Origin of the sequence: Pseudomonas baetica (genome assembly GCF_051216495.1) — a bacterium.
Taxonomy (GTDB): Bacteria; Pseudomonadota; Gammaproteobacteria; order Pseudomonadales; family Pseudomonadaceae; genus Aquipseudomonas; species Aquipseudomonas baetica_B.
Map to the genome: position 1 here is coordinate 1 of NZ_JBPKAM010000023.1, position 16,920 is coordinate 16,920.

At 60.8% G+C, this 16,920-nt stretch carries 15 protein-coding genes and 1 pseudogene; 10 read left to right on the plus strand and 6 right to left on the minus strand.

Annotation, left to right across the window (positions count from 1 at the left end; translation table 11 throughout):
• Positions 1 to 171: 171 nt before the first annotated feature.
• Positions 172 to 972: an IclR family transcriptional regulator gene (locus tag ACSFE6_RS10985; protein ID WP_435427609.1), complete on the minus strand. Its 801-nt coding sequence runs from the start codon at positions 970 to 972 to the stop codon at positions 172 to 174.
• Positions 973 to 1,150: 178 nt separating this feature from the next.
• Between ACSFE6_RS10985 and hmgA the strand changes: the two genes are divergently transcribed.
• Genes hmgA through maiA form a run of 3 tightly spaced genes read left to right on the plus strand, consistent with a single transcriptional unit; the run spans position 1,151 to position 4,411 of the window.
• Positions 1,151 to 2,455, plus strand: a complete 1,305-nt coding sequence (hmgA, locus tag ACSFE6_RS10990) for a homogentisate 1,2-dioxygenase (protein ID WP_435427610.1) — start codon at positions 1,151 to 1,153, stop codon at positions 2,453 to 2,455.
• Positions 2,456 to 2,458: 3 nt separating this feature from the next.
• On the plus strand, positions 2,459 to 3,763 hold the full coding sequence (gene fahA, locus ACSFE6_RS10995; protein WP_435427611.1) for a fumarylacetoacetase: 1,305 nt from the start codon (positions 2,459 to 2,461) through the stop codon (positions 3,761 to 3,763).
• A 12-nt stretch (positions 3,764 to 3,775) separates the two neighbouring features.
• A complete protein-coding gene (gene maiA / locus ACSFE6_RS11000) occupies positions 3,776 to 4,411 on the plus strand; it encodes a maleylacetoacetate isomerase (RefSeq protein WP_435427612.1) in 636 nt (211 codons plus the stop codon).
• A 58-nt stretch (positions 4,412 to 4,469) separates the two neighbouring features.
• Here maiA and ACSFE6_RS11005 read toward each other — a convergent pair whose 3' ends face one another.
• Entirely contained in the window at positions 4,470 to 5,273 is an 804-nt protein-coding gene (locus tag ACSFE6_RS11005; protein ID WP_435427613.1) for a SirB1 family protein, read from the minus strand.
• 183 nt (positions 5,274 to 5,456) lie between these two features.
• Here ACSFE6_RS11005 and ACSFE6_RS11010 point away from each other — a divergent pair, with 183 nt between their 5' ends.
• Positions 5,457 to 6,476 (plus strand): Glu/Leu/Phe/Val dehydrogenase dimerization domain-containing protein, encoded by a 1,020-nt coding sequence (locus tag ACSFE6_RS11010; protein ID WP_435427614.1) that lies wholly within the window; start codon positions 5,457 to 5,459, stop codon positions 6,474 to 6,476.
• 192 nt (positions 6,477 to 6,668) lie between these two features.
• Here the strand turns inward: ACSFE6_RS11010 and ACSFE6_RS11015 are convergent.
• A pseudogene (locus tag ACSFE6_RS11015) lies at positions 6,669 to 6,908 on the minus strand (YebG family protein); the annotation flags it as partial.
• A gap of 314 nt (positions 6,909 to 7,222) precedes the next feature.
• On the opposite strand from ACSFE6_RS11015, the gene ACSFE6_RS11020 reads away from it, so the two are divergent.
• Positions 7,223 to 7,723 (plus strand): phosphate-starvation-inducible protein PsiE, encoded by a 501-nt coding sequence (locus ACSFE6_RS11020; protein ID WP_435427615.1) that lies wholly within the window; start codon positions 7,223 to 7,225, stop codon positions 7,721 to 7,723.
• Here the strand turns inward: ACSFE6_RS11020 and ACSFE6_RS11025 are convergent.
• Both ACSFE6_RS11025 and ACSFE6_RS11030 read right to left on the minus strand, forming a co-directional pair.
• The gene (locus tag ACSFE6_RS11025) at positions 7,720 to 8,037 is read right to left on the minus strand and encodes a DUF3509 domain-containing protein (protein WP_435427616.1); all 318 of its coding nucleotides are present in this window, start codon (positions 8,035 to 8,037) and stop codon (positions 7,720 to 7,722) included. The genes ACSFE6_RS11020 and ACSFE6_RS11025 overlap by 4 nt on opposite strands.
• 312 nt (positions 8,038 to 8,349) lie before the next feature.
• Complete coding sequence (locus ACSFE6_RS11030; RefSeq protein ID WP_435427617.1) at positions 8,350 to 9,726, minus strand: L-serine ammonia-lyase; 1,377 nt, start codon at positions 9,724 to 9,726, stop codon at positions 8,350 to 8,352.
• Between the two features lie 135 nt (positions 9,727 to 9,861).
• Between ACSFE6_RS11030 and ACSFE6_RS11035 the strand changes: the two genes are divergently transcribed.
• From ACSFE6_RS11035 to ACSFE6_RS11055, 5 genes are all read left to right on the plus strand, one after another.
• Positions 9,862 to 10,809, plus strand: a complete 948-nt coding sequence (locus tag ACSFE6_RS11035; protein ID WP_435427618.1) for a LysR substrate-binding domain-containing protein — start codon at positions 9,862 to 9,864, stop codon at positions 10,807 to 10,809.
• A gap of 214 nt (positions 10,810 to 11,023) precedes the next feature.
• On the plus strand, positions 11,024 to 11,428 hold the full coding sequence (locus ACSFE6_RS11040) for an HPF/RaiA family ribosome-associated protein (protein WP_435427619.1): 405 nt from the start codon (positions 11,024 to 11,026) through the stop codon (positions 11,426 to 11,428).
• Between the two features lie 202 nt (positions 11,429 to 11,630).
• Complete coding sequence (locus ACSFE6_RS11045; RefSeq protein ID WP_435427671.1) at positions 11,631 to 12,203, plus strand: RNA polymerase sigma factor; 573 nt, start codon at positions 11,631 to 11,633, stop codon at positions 12,201 to 12,203.
• Positions 12,200 to 13,189: a FecR family protein gene (locus tag ACSFE6_RS11050; protein ID WP_435427620.1), complete on the plus strand. Its 990-nt coding sequence runs from the start codon at positions 12,200 to 12,202 to the stop codon at positions 13,187 to 13,189. Before ACSFE6_RS11045 ends, ACSFE6_RS11050 begins: the two co-directional genes overlap by 4 nt.
• A gap of 204 nt (positions 13,190 to 13,393) precedes the next feature.
• Entirely contained in the window at positions 13,394 to 15,835 is a 2,442-nt protein-coding gene (locus tag ACSFE6_RS11055) for a TonB-dependent siderophore receptor (RefSeq protein ID WP_435427621.1), read from the plus strand.
• Between the two features lie 121 nt (positions 15,836 to 15,956).
• Here the strand turns inward: ACSFE6_RS11055 and ACSFE6_RS11060 are convergent, their stop codons facing one another.
• A complete protein-coding gene (locus ACSFE6_RS11060) occupies positions 15,957 to 16,832 on the minus strand; it encodes a helix-turn-helix domain-containing protein (protein WP_435427622.1) in 876 nt (291 codons plus the stop codon).
• Positions 16,833 to 16,920: the final 88 nt, after the last annotated feature.

Consider the following 16,920-nt stretch of genomic DNA (forward strand, 5'->3'; position numbering starts at 1 on the left):
CCCCCCCCCCCCCCCCCCCCCCCCCCCCCCCCCCCCCCCCCCCCCCCCTCCCCCCCCCCCCCCCCCCCCCCCCCCCCCCCCCCCCCCTCCCACAGGGAATCAGTGGTGTATTGGAGATTGAGGTTCAGCCATAAAAAAGCATCCTGAAGGGCAACCAATAACAAGTGCTCATCAGTCACAAGGCCCGCTGTCCGCTTCAAAGCCCATTCGCCAGCTGACCGCGCGAGTGGCAGACAGCAAGCGTTGGGCCGCCGGGCCATTTTCGTCGGCATGGAACAGCGACGTCGGGCCTACTACCGTCAGTACCGCCACAACACGCCCCATCGCGTTGAATACCGGCGCCGACAAGGCATCCACCCCCGGCATCAGCAAGCCGTGCACATGGTGCAAGCCACGTGTGCGTATCTGTTCGCACAGGTCGGCATAGGCTTGATCGTCCGTCAGCGCGTGACTGGTCTGAGCCTGCAGTTCCTGCTCACGCAACTCGACGGTTTCGCGCTTGGGCAGATACGCACCAAACACCAGGCCAGTCGAAGAACTGAGCAGCGGCAGCACCGAGCCCAACTGAGTCACCACCGTAACCGCCCGTACCGCCGGCTCGATGTGGACCACGGTCGCGCCCTGATTGCCCCATACAGCCAAAAAGCAGGTCTCGTTCAGGTCGTCGCGCAACTCGGCCAAGGGCAGGGCAGCGACTTTCAGCACGTCCATACTGTTGAGTGCCGCCAGCCCCACGCGCAAGGCTTCGCGGCCCAGCCCGTAATGGTTGGTCGCGGGATTCTGTTCGGCAAAGCCGCTGGCGATCAGTGCCTGCAAATAACGGTGAACCTTGCTGGCCGGCATCTGCACGTGTTCGGCCAGGCGCGAGAGTGAGGTCGACGGCGACAATTCAGCCAGCGCCTTGAGGATGTCGGTACCCACCTCGGCGGAGCGGACTTTCTGTTTACCGGTGCTGTCGCTGGGCTTTTCCATGGTGGCGCCGTCTTTCAAGGGGGAGATCCGGGGATGAGTGGGCGTCTTTATAGCTTGACGGTCAATACCAATCAAATTACGTTATTCGTAATTGAATTACGATAAAAACAACTCCGGCGTGCCAAGACCTCTGATGCAGAGCGACAGGCCACGGCCAACTCCCTGTTCAGGAGGCACCATGAACCTCGATTCAACGGCGCCAGCGCTGGCTTATCAGTCAGGCTTCGGCAACGAATTCAGCAGTGAAGCGTTGCCCGGCGCATTGCCGGTCGGCCAGAACTCGCCGCAAAAAGCCCCTTACGGCCTCTACACCGAGCTGTTATCCGGCACCGCTTTCACCATGGCCCGCAGCGAAGCGCGGCGGACCTGGATGTACCGCATCCAGCCATCGGCCAATCACCCGGCGTTCGTTAAACTCGATCGGCAACTGGCCGGAGGGCCATTGGGTGAAGTAACCCCTAATCGCCTGCGCTGGAATGCCTTGGATGTTCCCGCTGAGCCAACGGATTTCATCGACGGCCTGGTGAGCATGGCCGCCAACGCCGGTGCGGATAAACCGTCGGGGATCAGCATCCACCAATACCGCGCCAATCGTTCCATGGAGCGAGTGTTCTTCAATGCCGACGGCGAAATGCTGCTGGTGCCGCAGCTGGGCCGTCTGCGCATCGCCACCGAACTCGGTGTGCTGGAGCTGGAACCGCTGGAAATTGCCGTACTGCCACGGGGTTTGAAATTCCGCGTCGAGTTGCTCGACCCGCAAGCCCGTGGCTACATCGCCGAGAACCATGGTGCACCGCTGCGCCTGCCGGATCTGGGGCCGATCGGCAGCAACGGCCTGGCCAACCCTAGGGACTTCCTGACGCCGGTTGCTCATTACGAGCACCTTGCGCAACCAACGACCCTGGTGCAGAAATTCCTCGGTCAGTTGTGGGCCACCGAACTCGATCATTCGCCACTGAACGTGGTCGCCTGGCATGGCAACAACGTGCCGTACAAATACGATCTGCGTCGTTTCAACACGATTGGCACCGTCAGCTTCGATCATCCGGACCCGTCGATCTTCACCGTGTTGACTTCGCCCACCAGCGTCCACGGCCTGGCCAACCTCGACTTCGTGATCTTCCCGCCACGCTGGATGGTCGCCGAGAACACCTTCCGTCCGCCGTGGTTCCACCGCAACTTGATGAACGAATTCATGGGCCTGATCCAGGGCGAGTACGACGCCAAGGCCGAAGGCTTTGTCCCTGGCGGCGCCTCCTTGCACAGTTGCATGAGCGCCCATGGCCCGGATGGCGAGACCTGCACCAAAGCGATCAACGCGGATCTCTTGCCTGCAAAAATCGACAACACCATGGCCTTCATGTTCGAGACCAGCCAAGTGCTGCGTCCGAGCCGTTTCGCCCTCGATTGCCCGCAACTGCAAACCAACTACGACGCCTGCTGGGCCACGTTGCCCGCTACTTTCGACCCGACCCGGAGATAACCCATGACGCAGACTTCCATCACTCGCAGCTGGGTTGCCTCCGCCAACGGCCATGCTGATTTCCCGCTGCAAAACCTGCCGCTGGGCGTGTTCAGCGTGAAAGGCTCGGCGCCACGCAGCGGCGTGGCTATCGGCGAACATATCTTTGATCTGGAGGCCGCACTCGATGCCGGCCTGTTCGACGGTGCAGCAAAAACAGCCGTCGAAGCCGCCCGTGGCGGCCAGCTCAATGCGTTTTTCGAACTGGGCCGCGAGGCACGCGTGGCCTTGCGCGAGCGCTTGCTGGAACTGCTGAGCGAGGGCAGCACCCTGCACGGCAAGATCGAGGCCCAGGGTGCAAAACTGCTGCCACTGGCGGCGGATTGCCAGATGCACCTGCCGGCGAAAATCAACGACTACACCGACTTCTACGTCGGCATCGAGCACGCGCAGAACGTCGGCAAACTGTTCCGCCCCGACAACCCGCTGCTGCCGAACTATAAGTACGTGCCCATCGGCTACCACGGTCGCGCCTCGACCATTCGTCCGTCCGGCACCGATGTGCGTCGCCCGAAAGGCCAGACCTTGCCGGCCGGCCAAACCGAGCCGACCTTTGGTCCGTGCGCGCGACTGGACTACGAACTGGAGCTGGGCATCTGGATCGGCCAGGGCAATGACATGGGCGACTCGATCGCCATCGGTGACGCCGCCGATCACATTGCCGGTTTCTGCCTGCTCAATGACTGGTCGGCGCGGGACATCCAGGCCTGGGAATACCAGCCGCTGGGTCCGTTCCTGTCGAAGAGCTTCATCACCAGCATTTCCCCGTGGGTGGTGACCGCCGAAGCGCTTGAGCCGTTCCGCCGTGCCCAGCCTGCGCGCCCGGAAGGTGATCCGCAGCCACTGCCATATCTGTTCGACAAGCGCGATCAGGCCGCCGGTGCCTTCGACATCGAACTGGAAGTGCTGCTGCTGACCGAAGCCATGCGCGAGCAGAATCTGCCAGCCCATCGCCTGACCTTGAGCAATTCGAAACACATGTACTGGACCGTGGCGCAAATGGTTGCGCACCACAGCGTCAACGGCTGTCAGTTGCAGGCCGGTGACCTGTTCGGATCGGGCACGCTGTCGGGGCCGGAAAGCGGCCAGTTCGGCAGCCTGCTGGAAATCACCGAAGGCGGCAAAAAGCCGGTCGAGTTGGCCTCGGGTGAGGTGCGCAAGTTCCTGGAAGACGGTGACGAAATCATCCTGCGCGGCCGTTGCAGCCGAGAAGGTTTTGCCTCAATCGGTTTCGGCGAATGCCGCGGCAAAGTGTTGCCGGCGCGCTAAGGGGAACGGGTCATGGAACTCTATACCTACTACCGCTCGACCTCGTCCTATCGGGTACGCATCGCGCTGGCGTTGAAGGGGCTGGATTACCAGGCGCTGCCGATCAACCTGATCGCACCGCAAGGTGGCGAACACCGCCAGCCACCGTACCTGAGCATCAATCCGCAAGGCCGGGTGCCGGCCTTGCGCACCGATGAAGGTGACTTGCTGATCCAGTCACCGGCGATCATCGAGTATCTGGAAGAACGTTATCCACAGGTGCCGCTGCTATCCACAGATCTCGCTGCCCGTGCCTGTGAGCGCGGTGTGGCGGCGGTCATCGGTTGTGATGTGCATCCATTGCACAACGTTAGCGTGCTCAACCGGCTGCGTCAGTTGGGGCACGATGAAACGCAGGTGGTCGAATGGATCGGTCATTGGATCGGCCAAGGACTGGCGACGGTGGAGCAACTGATCGGTGACGATGGGTATTGCTTCGGGTCGCAGCCAGGGTTGGCGGATGTGTACCTGATTCCACAGTTATATGCGGCGGAGCGCTTCAACATTTCCCTGGAAGCGTATCCACGGATTCGTCGCGTGGCGGCACTGGCGGCCGCGCATCCGGCGTTCATCAAGGCGCACCCGGCTAACCAGCCAGACACCCCTTGATCACCCTCACGATCCATCCCTGTAGGAGCGAGCATGCTCGCTCCTACAGAGATCGTGTTCAGTGAACGATGGAATTGGGCGGCAAATGCCCGAGCCGCTCCGTCAGGCGTATGCGCTGGATCGGGTCGTCGCTGAGCAGCAGGGCATGTTCCAGGTCGAAGCGCTCGGCGTTGGGGCAATCCAGTCGTTGATAGAGGCTGGCCCTGGCCAGGTAGTCGGCGGCGGTGCCGTTGCCCAGCTCCAGCACGCGTTCGGCGTCGACCAGGGCGCCGATGTAGTCATCGTTGGAAAGATGTAATTGGCGCAAGTTACGCGACAGGCGTTGCAGCATTTGCACGGGCTCGGCGGTGACCAGGTGTTCGGCGCTGAGTTTCATGTTCGGGCCGTACTGGCGGTGCAGCAGTTCCCGGCAATCGTTGGGGTAGAGGCGGCGACCGCCGCACGGATCAAGCAGGTGATCGGCGCCTGGCACGCGCAATAGAAAGTGGCCGGGGAAGTTGACCCCGACCAAGGGGATTTCCAGTCTTGCGGCCAACTCCAGTGCAATCAGGGCCAGGGCCAGCGGTTGTCCCCGCCGACGCTCCAGCACGCGATTGAGCAGCGCCACCTGTGGGCGCAACGGGGTGAAGTCGTCCTGGGCGAACCCCAGGTCATTCATGCGCCGCAGCAGGGGTTGCGCCAGTTCACTGACCGGCAACATCGGCAAACTGCCACTGATTCGCTGTTGCAGCGACTTGAAGTTCTCCAGCAACGCCTCGGGGTTCAACTCGCTGTCATGTTCGGCGGCAATCCACAGTCCCGCCTCGAACAGCGCGGGCGGTGAACGTTGCAGGCAGGCGAAGAACGATTGGCGCGGGGTCATCAAAATCTCCGGTCAATGCCTCGTTTTAGCCCGGTCTCTGCCATTCGTCCAGTGCTGCGCAGGGGACTCCTCGGGTTATTTCCGAATACCTGAATGGCCGCTACGCTTATTCCGGTGCGCTTCTGCAATTTTTGGGCGCAAGCCTATACTGGCGACTACAAGAAGTGATTCGGGAGCCTTACGATGTTCGCTCTCATGCAAAGCACTCGCCTTGAATCGCTGCATCTGAGCGTCGACCCGGCCACCGGGTTGAAGGCGGTCATTGCCATTCATAACAGTCGCCTGGGGCCTGCCCTGGGTGGTTGTCGTTACCTTGCCTACCCCAGCGACGAGTCCGCGGTCGAGGATGCCGTGCGCCTTGCCCAAGGCATGAGTTACAAGGCTGCACTGGCCGGTCTGGCGCAGGGCGGCGGGGTGGCGGTGATCGTACGCCCCGCGCATGTGGCCAATCGCGCTGCGCTTTTCGAAGCCTTCGGGCGCTGCATTCAGCAGCTCGACGGGCGCTACATCACCGCCATTGACAGCGGTACTTCCGTGGCGGACATGGATTGCATCGCTCAGCAAACCCAACACGTCACCAGCACCACCTCCGCGGGAGATCCTGCGCCCCATGCGGCGATGGGCGTGTTCACCGGCATTCGCGCTACTGCTATGGCGCGGCTGGGCAGCGATAACCTCGAAGGCCTGCGCGTGGCCATTCAAGGTCTGGGAAATGTCGGCTATGCCCTTGCGGAACAGTTGCATGCCGCCGGTGCCGAACTGCTGGTCAGCGACATCGACCACGGCAAGGTGCAACTGGCGATGGAACAACTCGGTGCTCACCCGATTGCCAATGACGCACTGCTTAGCACGCCGTGCGACATTCTCGCGCCGTGCGGCCTGGGGGGCGTGCTCAACAGCCATAGCGTGACGCAATTGCGCTGTTCGGCAGTGGCCGGTTCGGCGAACAACCAGCTGACTCACCTGGACGTCGCCGATCAGTTGGAGCGGCGGGGCATCCTGTATGCACCGGATTATGTGATCAATGCCGGCGGGCTGATCTACGTTTCACTCAAGCATCGTGGTGAGGAACTGACGACCATCACCGCGCACCTGTCGAAAATCAGCTCGCGACTGACCGAAGTGTTTGCCCACGCCCAGGCGGAAAAGCGTTCGCCGGCGCGAGTAGCGGACGAACTCGCGGAAAAAGTCCTGTACCGCTGATGTACCGGTTTTTTCACTCGGCATGAAAAAGGCCCTGAGCCATTCGACTCAGGGCCTATTCAATTCGGCTGTCGCTTACTTTGCTGCTTTGGCGGCCTTGGCTGGCTTGGCCGGCGCAATCGGCTCGACAATGGCCTCCTCAACAGGGGCGGCGACTTCTACCGGTTGCGGCACTTCAACAGGTGCGTTGAGCAACTCGGACAGGGCGTCCGGCTGGCTCTTGAACGCCTTGGCGAACACATCGCGATTTTTCGCCATGTAGATCCCGGCTTCTTCCACTTGCTGTTCGGTCAGGGACGGAACGGCTTTTTGCAACACTTCAGCCAGCAACTCGGCCAGCTCGAGCATTTTGTCATGACGGTCAGCTTCGGCTTTATCCATGAACAAGCGCTCCAGATCTCGGCTGCTGCGGTATACCACTTCGACGGCCATTCACCACCTCACATGCCTTCACATTGGGTTGTCTGATTCGACTACTGTATTTATATACAGCGAAAGGATAAGCGAATCGCTGGAGTTTGGGTAGTGGCTTTTTAATGTAGCTGCAATCGGGTTTTTGTCAGCCCTACCGAGTCGCCCATTTCGTGAGCAGGCTCGCTCCCACAGGAAAAGGCAGGTGCGACCAAACGCCACGGGGCGCAATGATCAGCGGCTCGCCATGATGGCGTGGCCTTGATTCTGCATGCAGAACAAACGTCACGTCCAACCCGCATTATCCGGTCGAACCGACCTAAGGAAGCATCATCGTGAAAATCAACTGGGCCGAAAACCTGCGGCAGAACGTGCACCAGCTGGCGGAGTCCCTGGGCAACCTGTTCGTCGAGACCTTTCACTACCTGGCACTGTTCGCCATCGGTGCCGTGACCGCGTGGGCGGCGGTGATGGAGTTTCTCGGGATGATCGAACAGGGGCACATCAAGATCGATGACATCCTGCTGCTGTTCATCTACCTGGAACTGGGGGCGATGGTCGGGATTTACTTCAAGACCAACCACATGCCGGTGCGCTTCCTGATCTACGTGGCGATCACCGCGCTGACGCGCTTGCTGATTTCCAACGTGTCGCACCACAACCCGCCGGATCTGGGGATCATTTACCTGTGTGGCGGGATTCTGCTGCTGGCGTTCGCGATCTTGGTGGTGCGTTACGCTTCGTCGCAATTTCCATCGGTGAAAATTGAAAACCCGCATCGCAAGACCGGTACGGGTTCCAGTGAACATCCGGAAGTGGAGAAGGGTGAGATTTAAAGGCCCATGGCGGGTCGGGGGCGGCCTTTGGTCGTCGGTGGCGGCAGGTTGCGCGTGCCGCCGTCGGTCATGGATTCAAGGATGGCCACCGCGCTGTGGCCCTGTTCGATGGCGATGCCGAACTGAATGCTTTGCACCAGGCGCTTGAGGCGCGCGGGGTCATTGCGTTGTTCGGCGCTGATCATGCGTTTGGCCACTATTCGACCACCGTTGGACAGGGTCAGCATGATGCTGCCATCGAGTCCCTGAATGCTCAGGTTGATTTGATAATCCGCTGCAAAAGCATCGGTAATGAGCTGAAAAGGGTTGTCCATGATGCGTCACCGCCTGATTGAACGTGCAGTTGTTGACCGGTCGTGATCGGGATTAGTTCGCAACAGCAGACCATCGGCCTCCATGGCCACATCGCCATCAATGCTTGCAACAGGGGTGAAGCAAGGGGCATGCCGGATAGATTGTCGGACAATAGTCGCGGAGCCCAAAAACTTGTGGGAGCGAGCCTGCTCGCGATAGCGGACTGTCAGACAAGCAGATGTTGACTGTGTAGCCGTCATCGCGAGCAGGCTCGCTCCCACAGGTTTTGCGCCCGTTTCAGGGCAATTAAGCGTGTCGTGCCTCCAAACCGGTCAGCATTCCACCCAGCTCACCGCCAGACCGCCCCGTGATGTCTCTTTGTATTTGTCATGCATGTCGGCACCGGTATCGCGCATGGTGCGGATCACCCGATCCAGGGAAATGAAGTGTTTGCCATCACCGCGCAGGGCCATTTGCGTGGCGTTGATCGCCTTTACTGCGGCAATTGCGTTGCGCTCGATGCACGGCACCTGAACCAGCCCGCCCACCGGGTCGCAAGTCAGGCCAAGGTTGTGTTCCAGACCGATTTCCGCAGCGTTTTCCAGTTGCTCCGGCGTCGCGCCCAGCACTTCGGCCAGACCGGCAGCAGCCATGGCGCAGGCCGAGCCGACTTCGCCCTGGCAGCCGACTTCGGCACCGGAGATCGAGGCGTTCTTCTTGCAGAGAATGCCGACGGCCGCCGCGCCCAGAAAGAACGCCACCACATCATCGTCCGACGCGTCCGGATTGAATTTCATGTAGTAATGCAGCACTGCCGGAATGATCCCCGCCGCGCCGTTGGTCGGGGCCGTGACCATGCGTCCGCCGGCGGCGTTTTCTTCGTTCACCGCCAGGGCGTACAGGTTGACCCACTCCATGGCCGACAGGGTGGAGGTGATGACGTTCGGCTTGCCGATTGCCAACAGGTTGCGATGCAATTTCGCTGCGCGACGCGGAACATTCAGACCGCCGGGCAGGATGCCTTCGTGGTGCAGCCCTTGCTCGACGCACTCGCGCATCACCGACCAGATGTGCAGCAGGCCCTGGCGAATGTCTTCGTCGCTGCGCCAGGCCCGTTCGTTAGCCATCATCAATTCGGAAACCCGCAAACCGTGCTGATCACAGAGCTGAAGCAATTCGACAGCGCTGGAAAAATCGTACGGCAACACCACGTCGCTGGCGGGTGCGACACCGGACTCGGCCTCGGCCGCTTCGATGATGAAACCGCCGCCGATCGAGTAATAGGTTTGTTCGAACAGCTGGCCGGTTTCGCCGAAAGCTGTCAGAGACATGGCATTGGGGTGGTAGGGCAGACTCTCATCGAGCAGCAGGAGGTCGCGGGACCATTGGAAGGGGATCGTTGCCTGCCCGGCCAGGGACAGTTCGCCGGTTTCACGCAAGGTGTGGATGCGACTGTCGATGGTGGTGGGGTCGATACGGTCCGGCCACTCACCCATCAAGCCCATGACACAGGCGCGGTCGGTGGCGTGACCGACGCCGGTCGCCGACAGCGAGCCATAGAGTCGGATTTCTACGCGCCGCACGTCGGAAACCAAACCCTGATCGACCAGTGCCTGGGCGAAGGTCGCCGCTGCCCGCATGGGACCTACGGTATGGGAACTGGACGGACCGATGCCGACTTTGAAGAGATCGAAAACACTGATAGCCATGCTAAAGCCTATGCCTGCAATGGAAGATGAATCGCTGCCATTTTTGTAGGACAAGCGCACTTTCAGCGATACTGCCAACCTCGGTCCTACGTGACCAACGAAACTTCCTAAGACAGCCTTTAGCAGGACTAAACAATGAGCCGTCAATTGCACGCCCAGACTTATGTGTGGTTGCAGGTGTTTTCCTGCGCTGCCCGGCACTTGTCGTTCACCCGTTGCGCCGAAGAACTGCACATCACGCCGGGTGCGGTCAGCCAGCAGATCCGGCAACTGGAGGAACGCCTGGGCTTTCGCCTGTTTCATCGACGTGCCCGGGGCGTAGAGTTGAGCGCTGAAGGGCAGCGACTGGCCATCACTGTCAACGAAGCCTATGGCAGCATCGATGCGGAGTTGCGCAGGCTGGATGCGGGCATGATCAGCGGCACGCTGCGGGTGCGTTCGATTCCGTCGTTCCTGAGCAAATGGCTAACCCCGCGCCTGCCGCGTTTGCAGCAGCGTTTTCCGGATATCCAGTTGCGCCTGGTGGCCGAGGACAGCAGCGTGCCGCTGCATGAGGGCGACTTCGATCTGGCCATCGACCTCAACGACGGCAGTTATCCCGGGTTGTTATCCACAGCCTTGCTCGATGAACAGATCTTTCCGGTCTGCGCACCGGGTCTGTTGCGCGGACGTCCGCCGCTGCATGGCCCCGCGGACCTGATGCATTTTCCGTTGCTGCACGACATTACCGCCTGGCGCGGCAGTTACGAATACGCGGAATGGGAGTTCTATCTAAATGCCATCGGTTTCGAAGGCGCGGATGTGCGACGTGGGCACACGTTCAACCGCAATCACCTGACCATCGAAGCGGCCATCGCCGGCATGGGCGTGGCCATTGCGCGGCGCACGCTGTTGAACGACGAGTTGGAGCGCGGAGCGCTGATCGTGCCGTTTGGCCTGGCGGTGCCCAATCACAAGCGCTACATGGTGCTCTACGCGCCGGGTGCGCTGAGCCATCCCGGCGTGCGCGCCGTGCATGATTGGCTGGTGGAAGAGGCGGGGATTTTTCGCGGTCTGCACCCGCTGGGGGAAGGGCAGATGTGAGAATTTGTGACAAGGGAGCAGGGCGACCCAACTCCCGACCTTACCAGCGCTTTTACCGGTTGTCCGGCTTTTTTTGCGATTACAAATTTATCTTTTTTCAGGGGTTGAATTGTTCAGCGTACAGACCGATTGTGTAACCAAGAGGTCACGGTGACGACGCCCAAGGGCTTAGCTGACCGGCCTCTCGCGAGCTAGCTGAAATAAGGGATGAACTATGCAAATCCAAGTCAATAGCGATAACCATATTCAAAGCAGTAAACGACTGGAGGAGTGGGTACGAACCACCATTGAGAGCACGCTCGAACGTTATGAGGAGGACTTGACCCGCGTCGAGGTTCACCTGCGGGATGAGAACGGCGACAAGCCCGGTCCCCATGATTTGCGCTGCCTACTGGAAGCGCGGCCAAAAGGCCATCAACCGATTTCCGTCACCCATAAAGCCGCCAACCTGGAACTGGCAATTGACGGTGCCGCCGAGAAACTCGAGCATGCGCTTGAGCACCTGTTCGGCAAACTGCGCGGCAAACCGCGCGCCGCCTTGGTGCCATTCGAGCGCAGTGCCGATAGGCAACTGGAAGAAGAGTTTCTGGAAAACCAACAGGCTGCGCAATTCGGCTGAAGCCTGATTTAACCCCCCAATGAAAACGGGCCTGCAATGCAGGCCCGTTTTGTTTCTGGGACTTGCCAAGATCACTCAGAATTCCCTCGCCACAAAAGCTTCCCCGCGCAGAACTCTTCCAACAGCTTTGCGCATGAGAATATTTATCATTACTATCACGCCTCGCTGACCGCCCGATTGCCCTTTGCGCAGTACCGAACCGATGATCATGAGTCCTCCCGAACCCCACGATCTTGCGCACGAAGAACCGCGCGGCGACCGTGCCCATTTTCTTCAGGTGTTTCTCTCGCAACGCTCGCAAATGGAGGCACTGGTGAGCCGTCGCGTCGGTTGTCGGGCGACCGCCGCCGACCTGGTGCAGGACTTGTTCTTGCGTTTCTGGCGGCGGCCGCTGGTGCAGGTCGAGGAACTCAGCACCTACCTGTTGCGTTGCGCCGGCAACATCGCCATCGACCATTTGCGCAGCGAAGGCACGCGGGCGCGGGCCAGCGAAGGCCTGATGGTGGAACCTTCGGACGGCGTTGGCAGTGAACCGCAAGCAGCGCTCGAAGCAGGCAATGATTTGCGGCATGTCGAAGCAGCGTTGCGCGCATTGCCCGAGCGTACGCGGCAGATCTTTTTGCTCAATCGCATCCATGGCCGCAAGTACGCCGAAATCGCCAAGGCCATGGGCTTGTCCCAAAGTGCCGTGGAAAAACATATGATGCGCGCCCTCGAGGCCTGCAAAGCCAGCCTGCGGGAGCCGCAACCGCGTACGCCAGGGACAGCACCGTGAACAACCTTCAAAGCGTCACCCCGACGCCCGCCCAGGAACAGGCCGCGCTGGCCTGGCTGAGCTTGTTGCATGACCAGCCGAGCAGTGGCGATCAGGCCACGTTCAGTCAGTGGTTGCAGGCTGACCCGGCACATGCCGAGGCCTACGCCCGTGCCCAGGTACTGTGGGAGTTGAGCGAAGTGCCGGCGCGGACCCTGGCCGACGAAGACGCGTTGGCCCTGCAGCGTTACCTCAACGTCATGAATCGCTCGCGCGGCAACCGTGTCCGGCGTTGGTCCGGTGCTTTGGCGATGGCGGCTTGCTTGCTGTTGATGATCAGTCTCGGCACGGGCTGGCAGCCCTTGCGATGGATCGATGACCTGGGCGCCGACTACGTATCGGCACCGGGGGAAATTCGCACCGTCACCTTGGCCGACCAATCGCAAGTCACCCTCGACGCCGACAGTGCCATTGCCGTGGATTTCAGCGGTGGTGAACGGCATGTGCAGGTGCGACGCGGTGCCGGATTCTTCAGTGTGACCCACACCGGCGAGCCGTTTGTAGTCGATGCCGAGAAGGGCCAGGCGCGGGTACTGGGCACACAATTCGAAGTGCGCCTGCAACCCCGTGGTGCGCAGGTCACGGTGTTGTCCGGTCGGGTCGCGGTGACGGCGGATAAAAACGCTACACAACAAATCCTCACCGCCGGCCAGCAAGTGGCGTATGGCGAAGGCGCGGCGCAACCGCTGCACGGGGTGGACAGCGAGGCGCAATTGGCTTGGCGTCAGGGTTGGCTCAATTACTACAGGGCGACATTGGCCGATGTGGTTGAGGATCTGCGGCGGTACTACCCAGGGCGCATTGTGCTGCTCAATGATGAGCTGTCGCAGCGAAAAGTCAGTGGCAGTTTTCCGAGCAAGGATCCGCAGGCGGTGTTGAGTTCGCTGCAGGGCGTTTTGGGGTTTGAGCAGCATCAGGTTCTGGGGCATCTGATTATTTTGCGGTGACGGTGCCGGCCCTTTCGCGAGCAGGGGGAATGCATTCCAAAATGTGGGAGCGAGCCTGCTCGCGAAGGGGCCTGATCAGACACCACTTTCGTCTGAGCAGAAATATTTTCAACTTTCTGCTGAGGTAAAACCGAACGCCATTCGTGTAGTGACTGAAACTGCGAGTCATTCGCATCCGTTGCGGTTCTACACAGGTCATGAGTCATGAAGTCCAGGGCAAAATCGGGTTCGGTCAATCAGTGGTTGGTTGCGTCTACATTCAAGGTTTCTGCGCTGAGTTTTTCGGCGATGGTCATGCTGCCGCTGAACGTGGCGATAGCCGCACAAGGCAGTGCCCAGCAACCGGCGCAATTCAGCTTTTCAATGGCCGCCAAACCGCTGCCCCAGGCCCTGAGCGACTTCAGCCGCGTCACCGGCATCAGCGTGGTCTACACCGATGAAGCGCCGTATGGCCTCAATGCGCCAGCCATCAGCGGCCAGATGAGCGCCGAACAGGCGTTGCAACGTTTGCTTGCAGGTTCCGGTTTTACTTTCCGCCGAACCAACGACCACACCCTGGTGCTGGAACCGCTGCCCACCGAGGGCGCTCTGAACCTGGGCGCGACCACCATCACCTCGACGGTGGATCAGTCCACAAGCTACCAACCACCGCCCACCAGTTCGGTGATGCGCAGCTCGGCACCCATTCAGGAAATTCCGCAAACCGTTAACGTGGTCGCAGCCCAGGTCATTCGCGATCAGGCGCCGCGCAATCTGGACGATGCCCTGGCCAATGTCAGCGGCATCACTCAGGGCAATACCTTGGGCAGTACCCAGGATTCGGTGATGACCCGCGGCTTCGGCGATAACCGCAACGGCTCGATCATGCGCGATGGCATGCCGATCGTGCAGGGGCGCGGCATGAACGCCACGGTGGACCGGGTCGAAGTGCTCAAGGGGCCGGCCTCGCTGCTCTACGGGATTCAGGACCCGGGTGGCGTGGTGAACATGGTCAGCAAGAAGCCGGAATTGGAGCAATACAACGCCTTGAGCCTGCGCGGTTCCACCTATGGCGATGGCAAGAACGGCAGCGGCGGCACCTTCGACAGCACTGGCGCCTTGGGCACTTCCGGGTTCGCCTATCGCATGGTGCTGGACCACGAGGACGAAGATTACTGGCGCAACTACGGCGTGCACCGCGAGACCCTGGTCGCGCCGTCGCTGGCCTGGTTCGGCGAGAGCACCAAGTTGCTGTTCGCCTACGAACACCGCGAGTTCCTGACCCCGTTCGACCGTGGCACGGTGATCGACCCGCGTGACAACCACCCGCTGGACATCCCCCGTGAGCGGCGGCTCGACGAACCCTTCAACAACATGGAAGGGCGCTCGGACCTCTATCACTTCGAGGCCGATCACGAGCTCAACGACAACTGGACAGCCCATTTCGGCTACAGCTGGAACCGCGAGACCTACGACGCCAGCCAGGTGCGTGTGACCGCCATCGACACCAAGAAAGGCACGCTGACCCGAAGCATGGACGGCACGCAGAACGCGATCAGTACCGACCGCTTCACCACGGTCAGTCTTGAAGGCAACATCGACGTCCTGGGCATGCGCCATGACCTGGTGTTCGGCATCGATGACGAGTACCGCAAGATCTACCGCGAAGACCTGATCCGCCAGAAAAGCCTGACCACTTTCAGCTACCTCAATCCCGTGTATGGCCGGGAAATCGAGGGCACCACTGTCAGCCCGGCGGACAGTGCGCAGACCGATAAGCTGCGCAGCGACTCGGTCTTCCTGCAAGACTCCATTCACCTCACTGACCAGTGGATTCTGGTGGCGGGTGGACGTTTCCAGGAATACGACCAGTACGCCGGCAAAGGCGTGCCGTTCCATGCCAACACCGACAGCAACGGCCAGAAATGGGTGCCGCGCGCCGGCCTGGTGTATCGCTATACCGATGCGCTGTCGTTCTACGGCAGCTACACCGAATCGTTCAAACCCAACTCGACCATTGCGCCATTGAGCGGCAGTACCGTGGTGCTGGACGGCAGTGTCGCGCCGGAGGAAGCCAAGTCCTGGGAAATTGGCGCCAAGCTCGATCTGCCTGGGCGTGTAACGGGCAACGTCGCACTGTTCGATATCAAGAAACAGAATGTGCTGATCGCCAACTCCGAAGGCCCGGTGACCCTCTACAGCGCTGCCGGTGAAGTGCGTTCCCGTGGCCTGGAAGTGGATGTGAGCGGTCAGCTCAGCGACCGCTGGAGCATGATCGGCAGCTACGCCTATACCGATGCGGAGGTGACCGAGGACCCGGACTACAAAGGCAAAAAACTGCAAAACGTGGCGAAGAACAGCGGCTCGCTGTCGGCGGTGTATGACTTCGGCAGGATCATCGGCGGCGATCAACTGCGGGTTGGCGCGGGAGCGCGTTATGTCGGTGAGCGGGCGGGCAATGCGGTGAACGATTTCGAGCTGCCGAGCTACACCGTCGCCGATGCCTTCGCGACCTATGACACCCAACTCGACGGGCAGAAGGTCAAGTTCCAGCTCAACGTGAAAAACCTGTTCGACCGCACGTACTACACCTCGGCGGCGAGTCGGTTCTTCGTATCGATGGGGGATTCGCGGCAGGTGATCCTGTCGAGCACCCTGGAGTTCTGACGGGACACCGCGTCATCGTTCATCGCTGGCAAGCCAGCTCCCACAGGGTTTTCGACACCCAAAAACTGTGGGAGCTGGCTTGCCAGCGATGACGGTCTGACTGGCGCCGAAAATGTTGGGGCTACCGCAAAAACGCCTGCCGATACTCCCCCGGCGTCCCGCCCAACGTCTGCCGAAACCGATTGGTAAAGTGACTGGCACTGGCAAAGCCGCAGGCCAGCGCAATCTCCCCCAGCGGCTGCGATGTCGAGCGCAACAAATCCCGCGCCCGGTTCAACCGCCGCGCCAATACATACTGATGCGGCGGCAAGCCGAAGCTTTCGCGGAACATCCGCGCAAAGTGGTACTCCGACAGCGCACACAGCGCCGCCAGTTGACCCAGGCTTATCGCATCGGCCAGATGAGCGTCGATGTACTCCACCAACAGCCGTCGCTGATGCGCCGCTAACCCGCCCTTGAGGCGCAGGCCCGGTCGAGCGCTGACCTGGCTGAGCAGGGCATGGCCGAGCATTTCGTGGGCCAGGCTGCTGGTGAGCAGGCGCTCACCCGGTTCGTCCCAGTTGAGGGCGATCAGTTGTCGAAAACGCATCGCCTGCTGCGGGTCCTCCAGGAAGGTTTGCTCGCGCAACTGCAACTCCCGTGGTTCACGATCGAGCAGTGTGACGCAGCCAAGGGCAAACTGTTCGGGGCTGAAATACAGGTGAGCCAGGCGAATGTCGCCGTTGATCACCCAGCCGGACTGGTGATCCGCCGGCAGAATGCACAACTTGTCCGGACCGCCCTTGGTCCCGGGCTGGTCGCGACGGAAGGTGCCGGTGCCACCGGCGATGTAGCACGACAGCGTGTGGTGGCTCGGGGCTTCGTAGTCCTGGGCGTCGTGATGGTTGCTCCACAAGGCTGCAGAGAGGCCGTCACCGAGCTCGGCGCTGTGCTCCAGGCGAGCATTGGGCGAGCGGTTGAGGGCTTGAAAAACTTGCAGGGTTTCCAGTGCGGACATGTTCGGTGCTCTCTGATGCCTGCATCCTACTCCGTAGGCTCTCGCCTGCCAGCCTGTCGTGCGACAAAAGCGCAAGTTTATGCAAGTG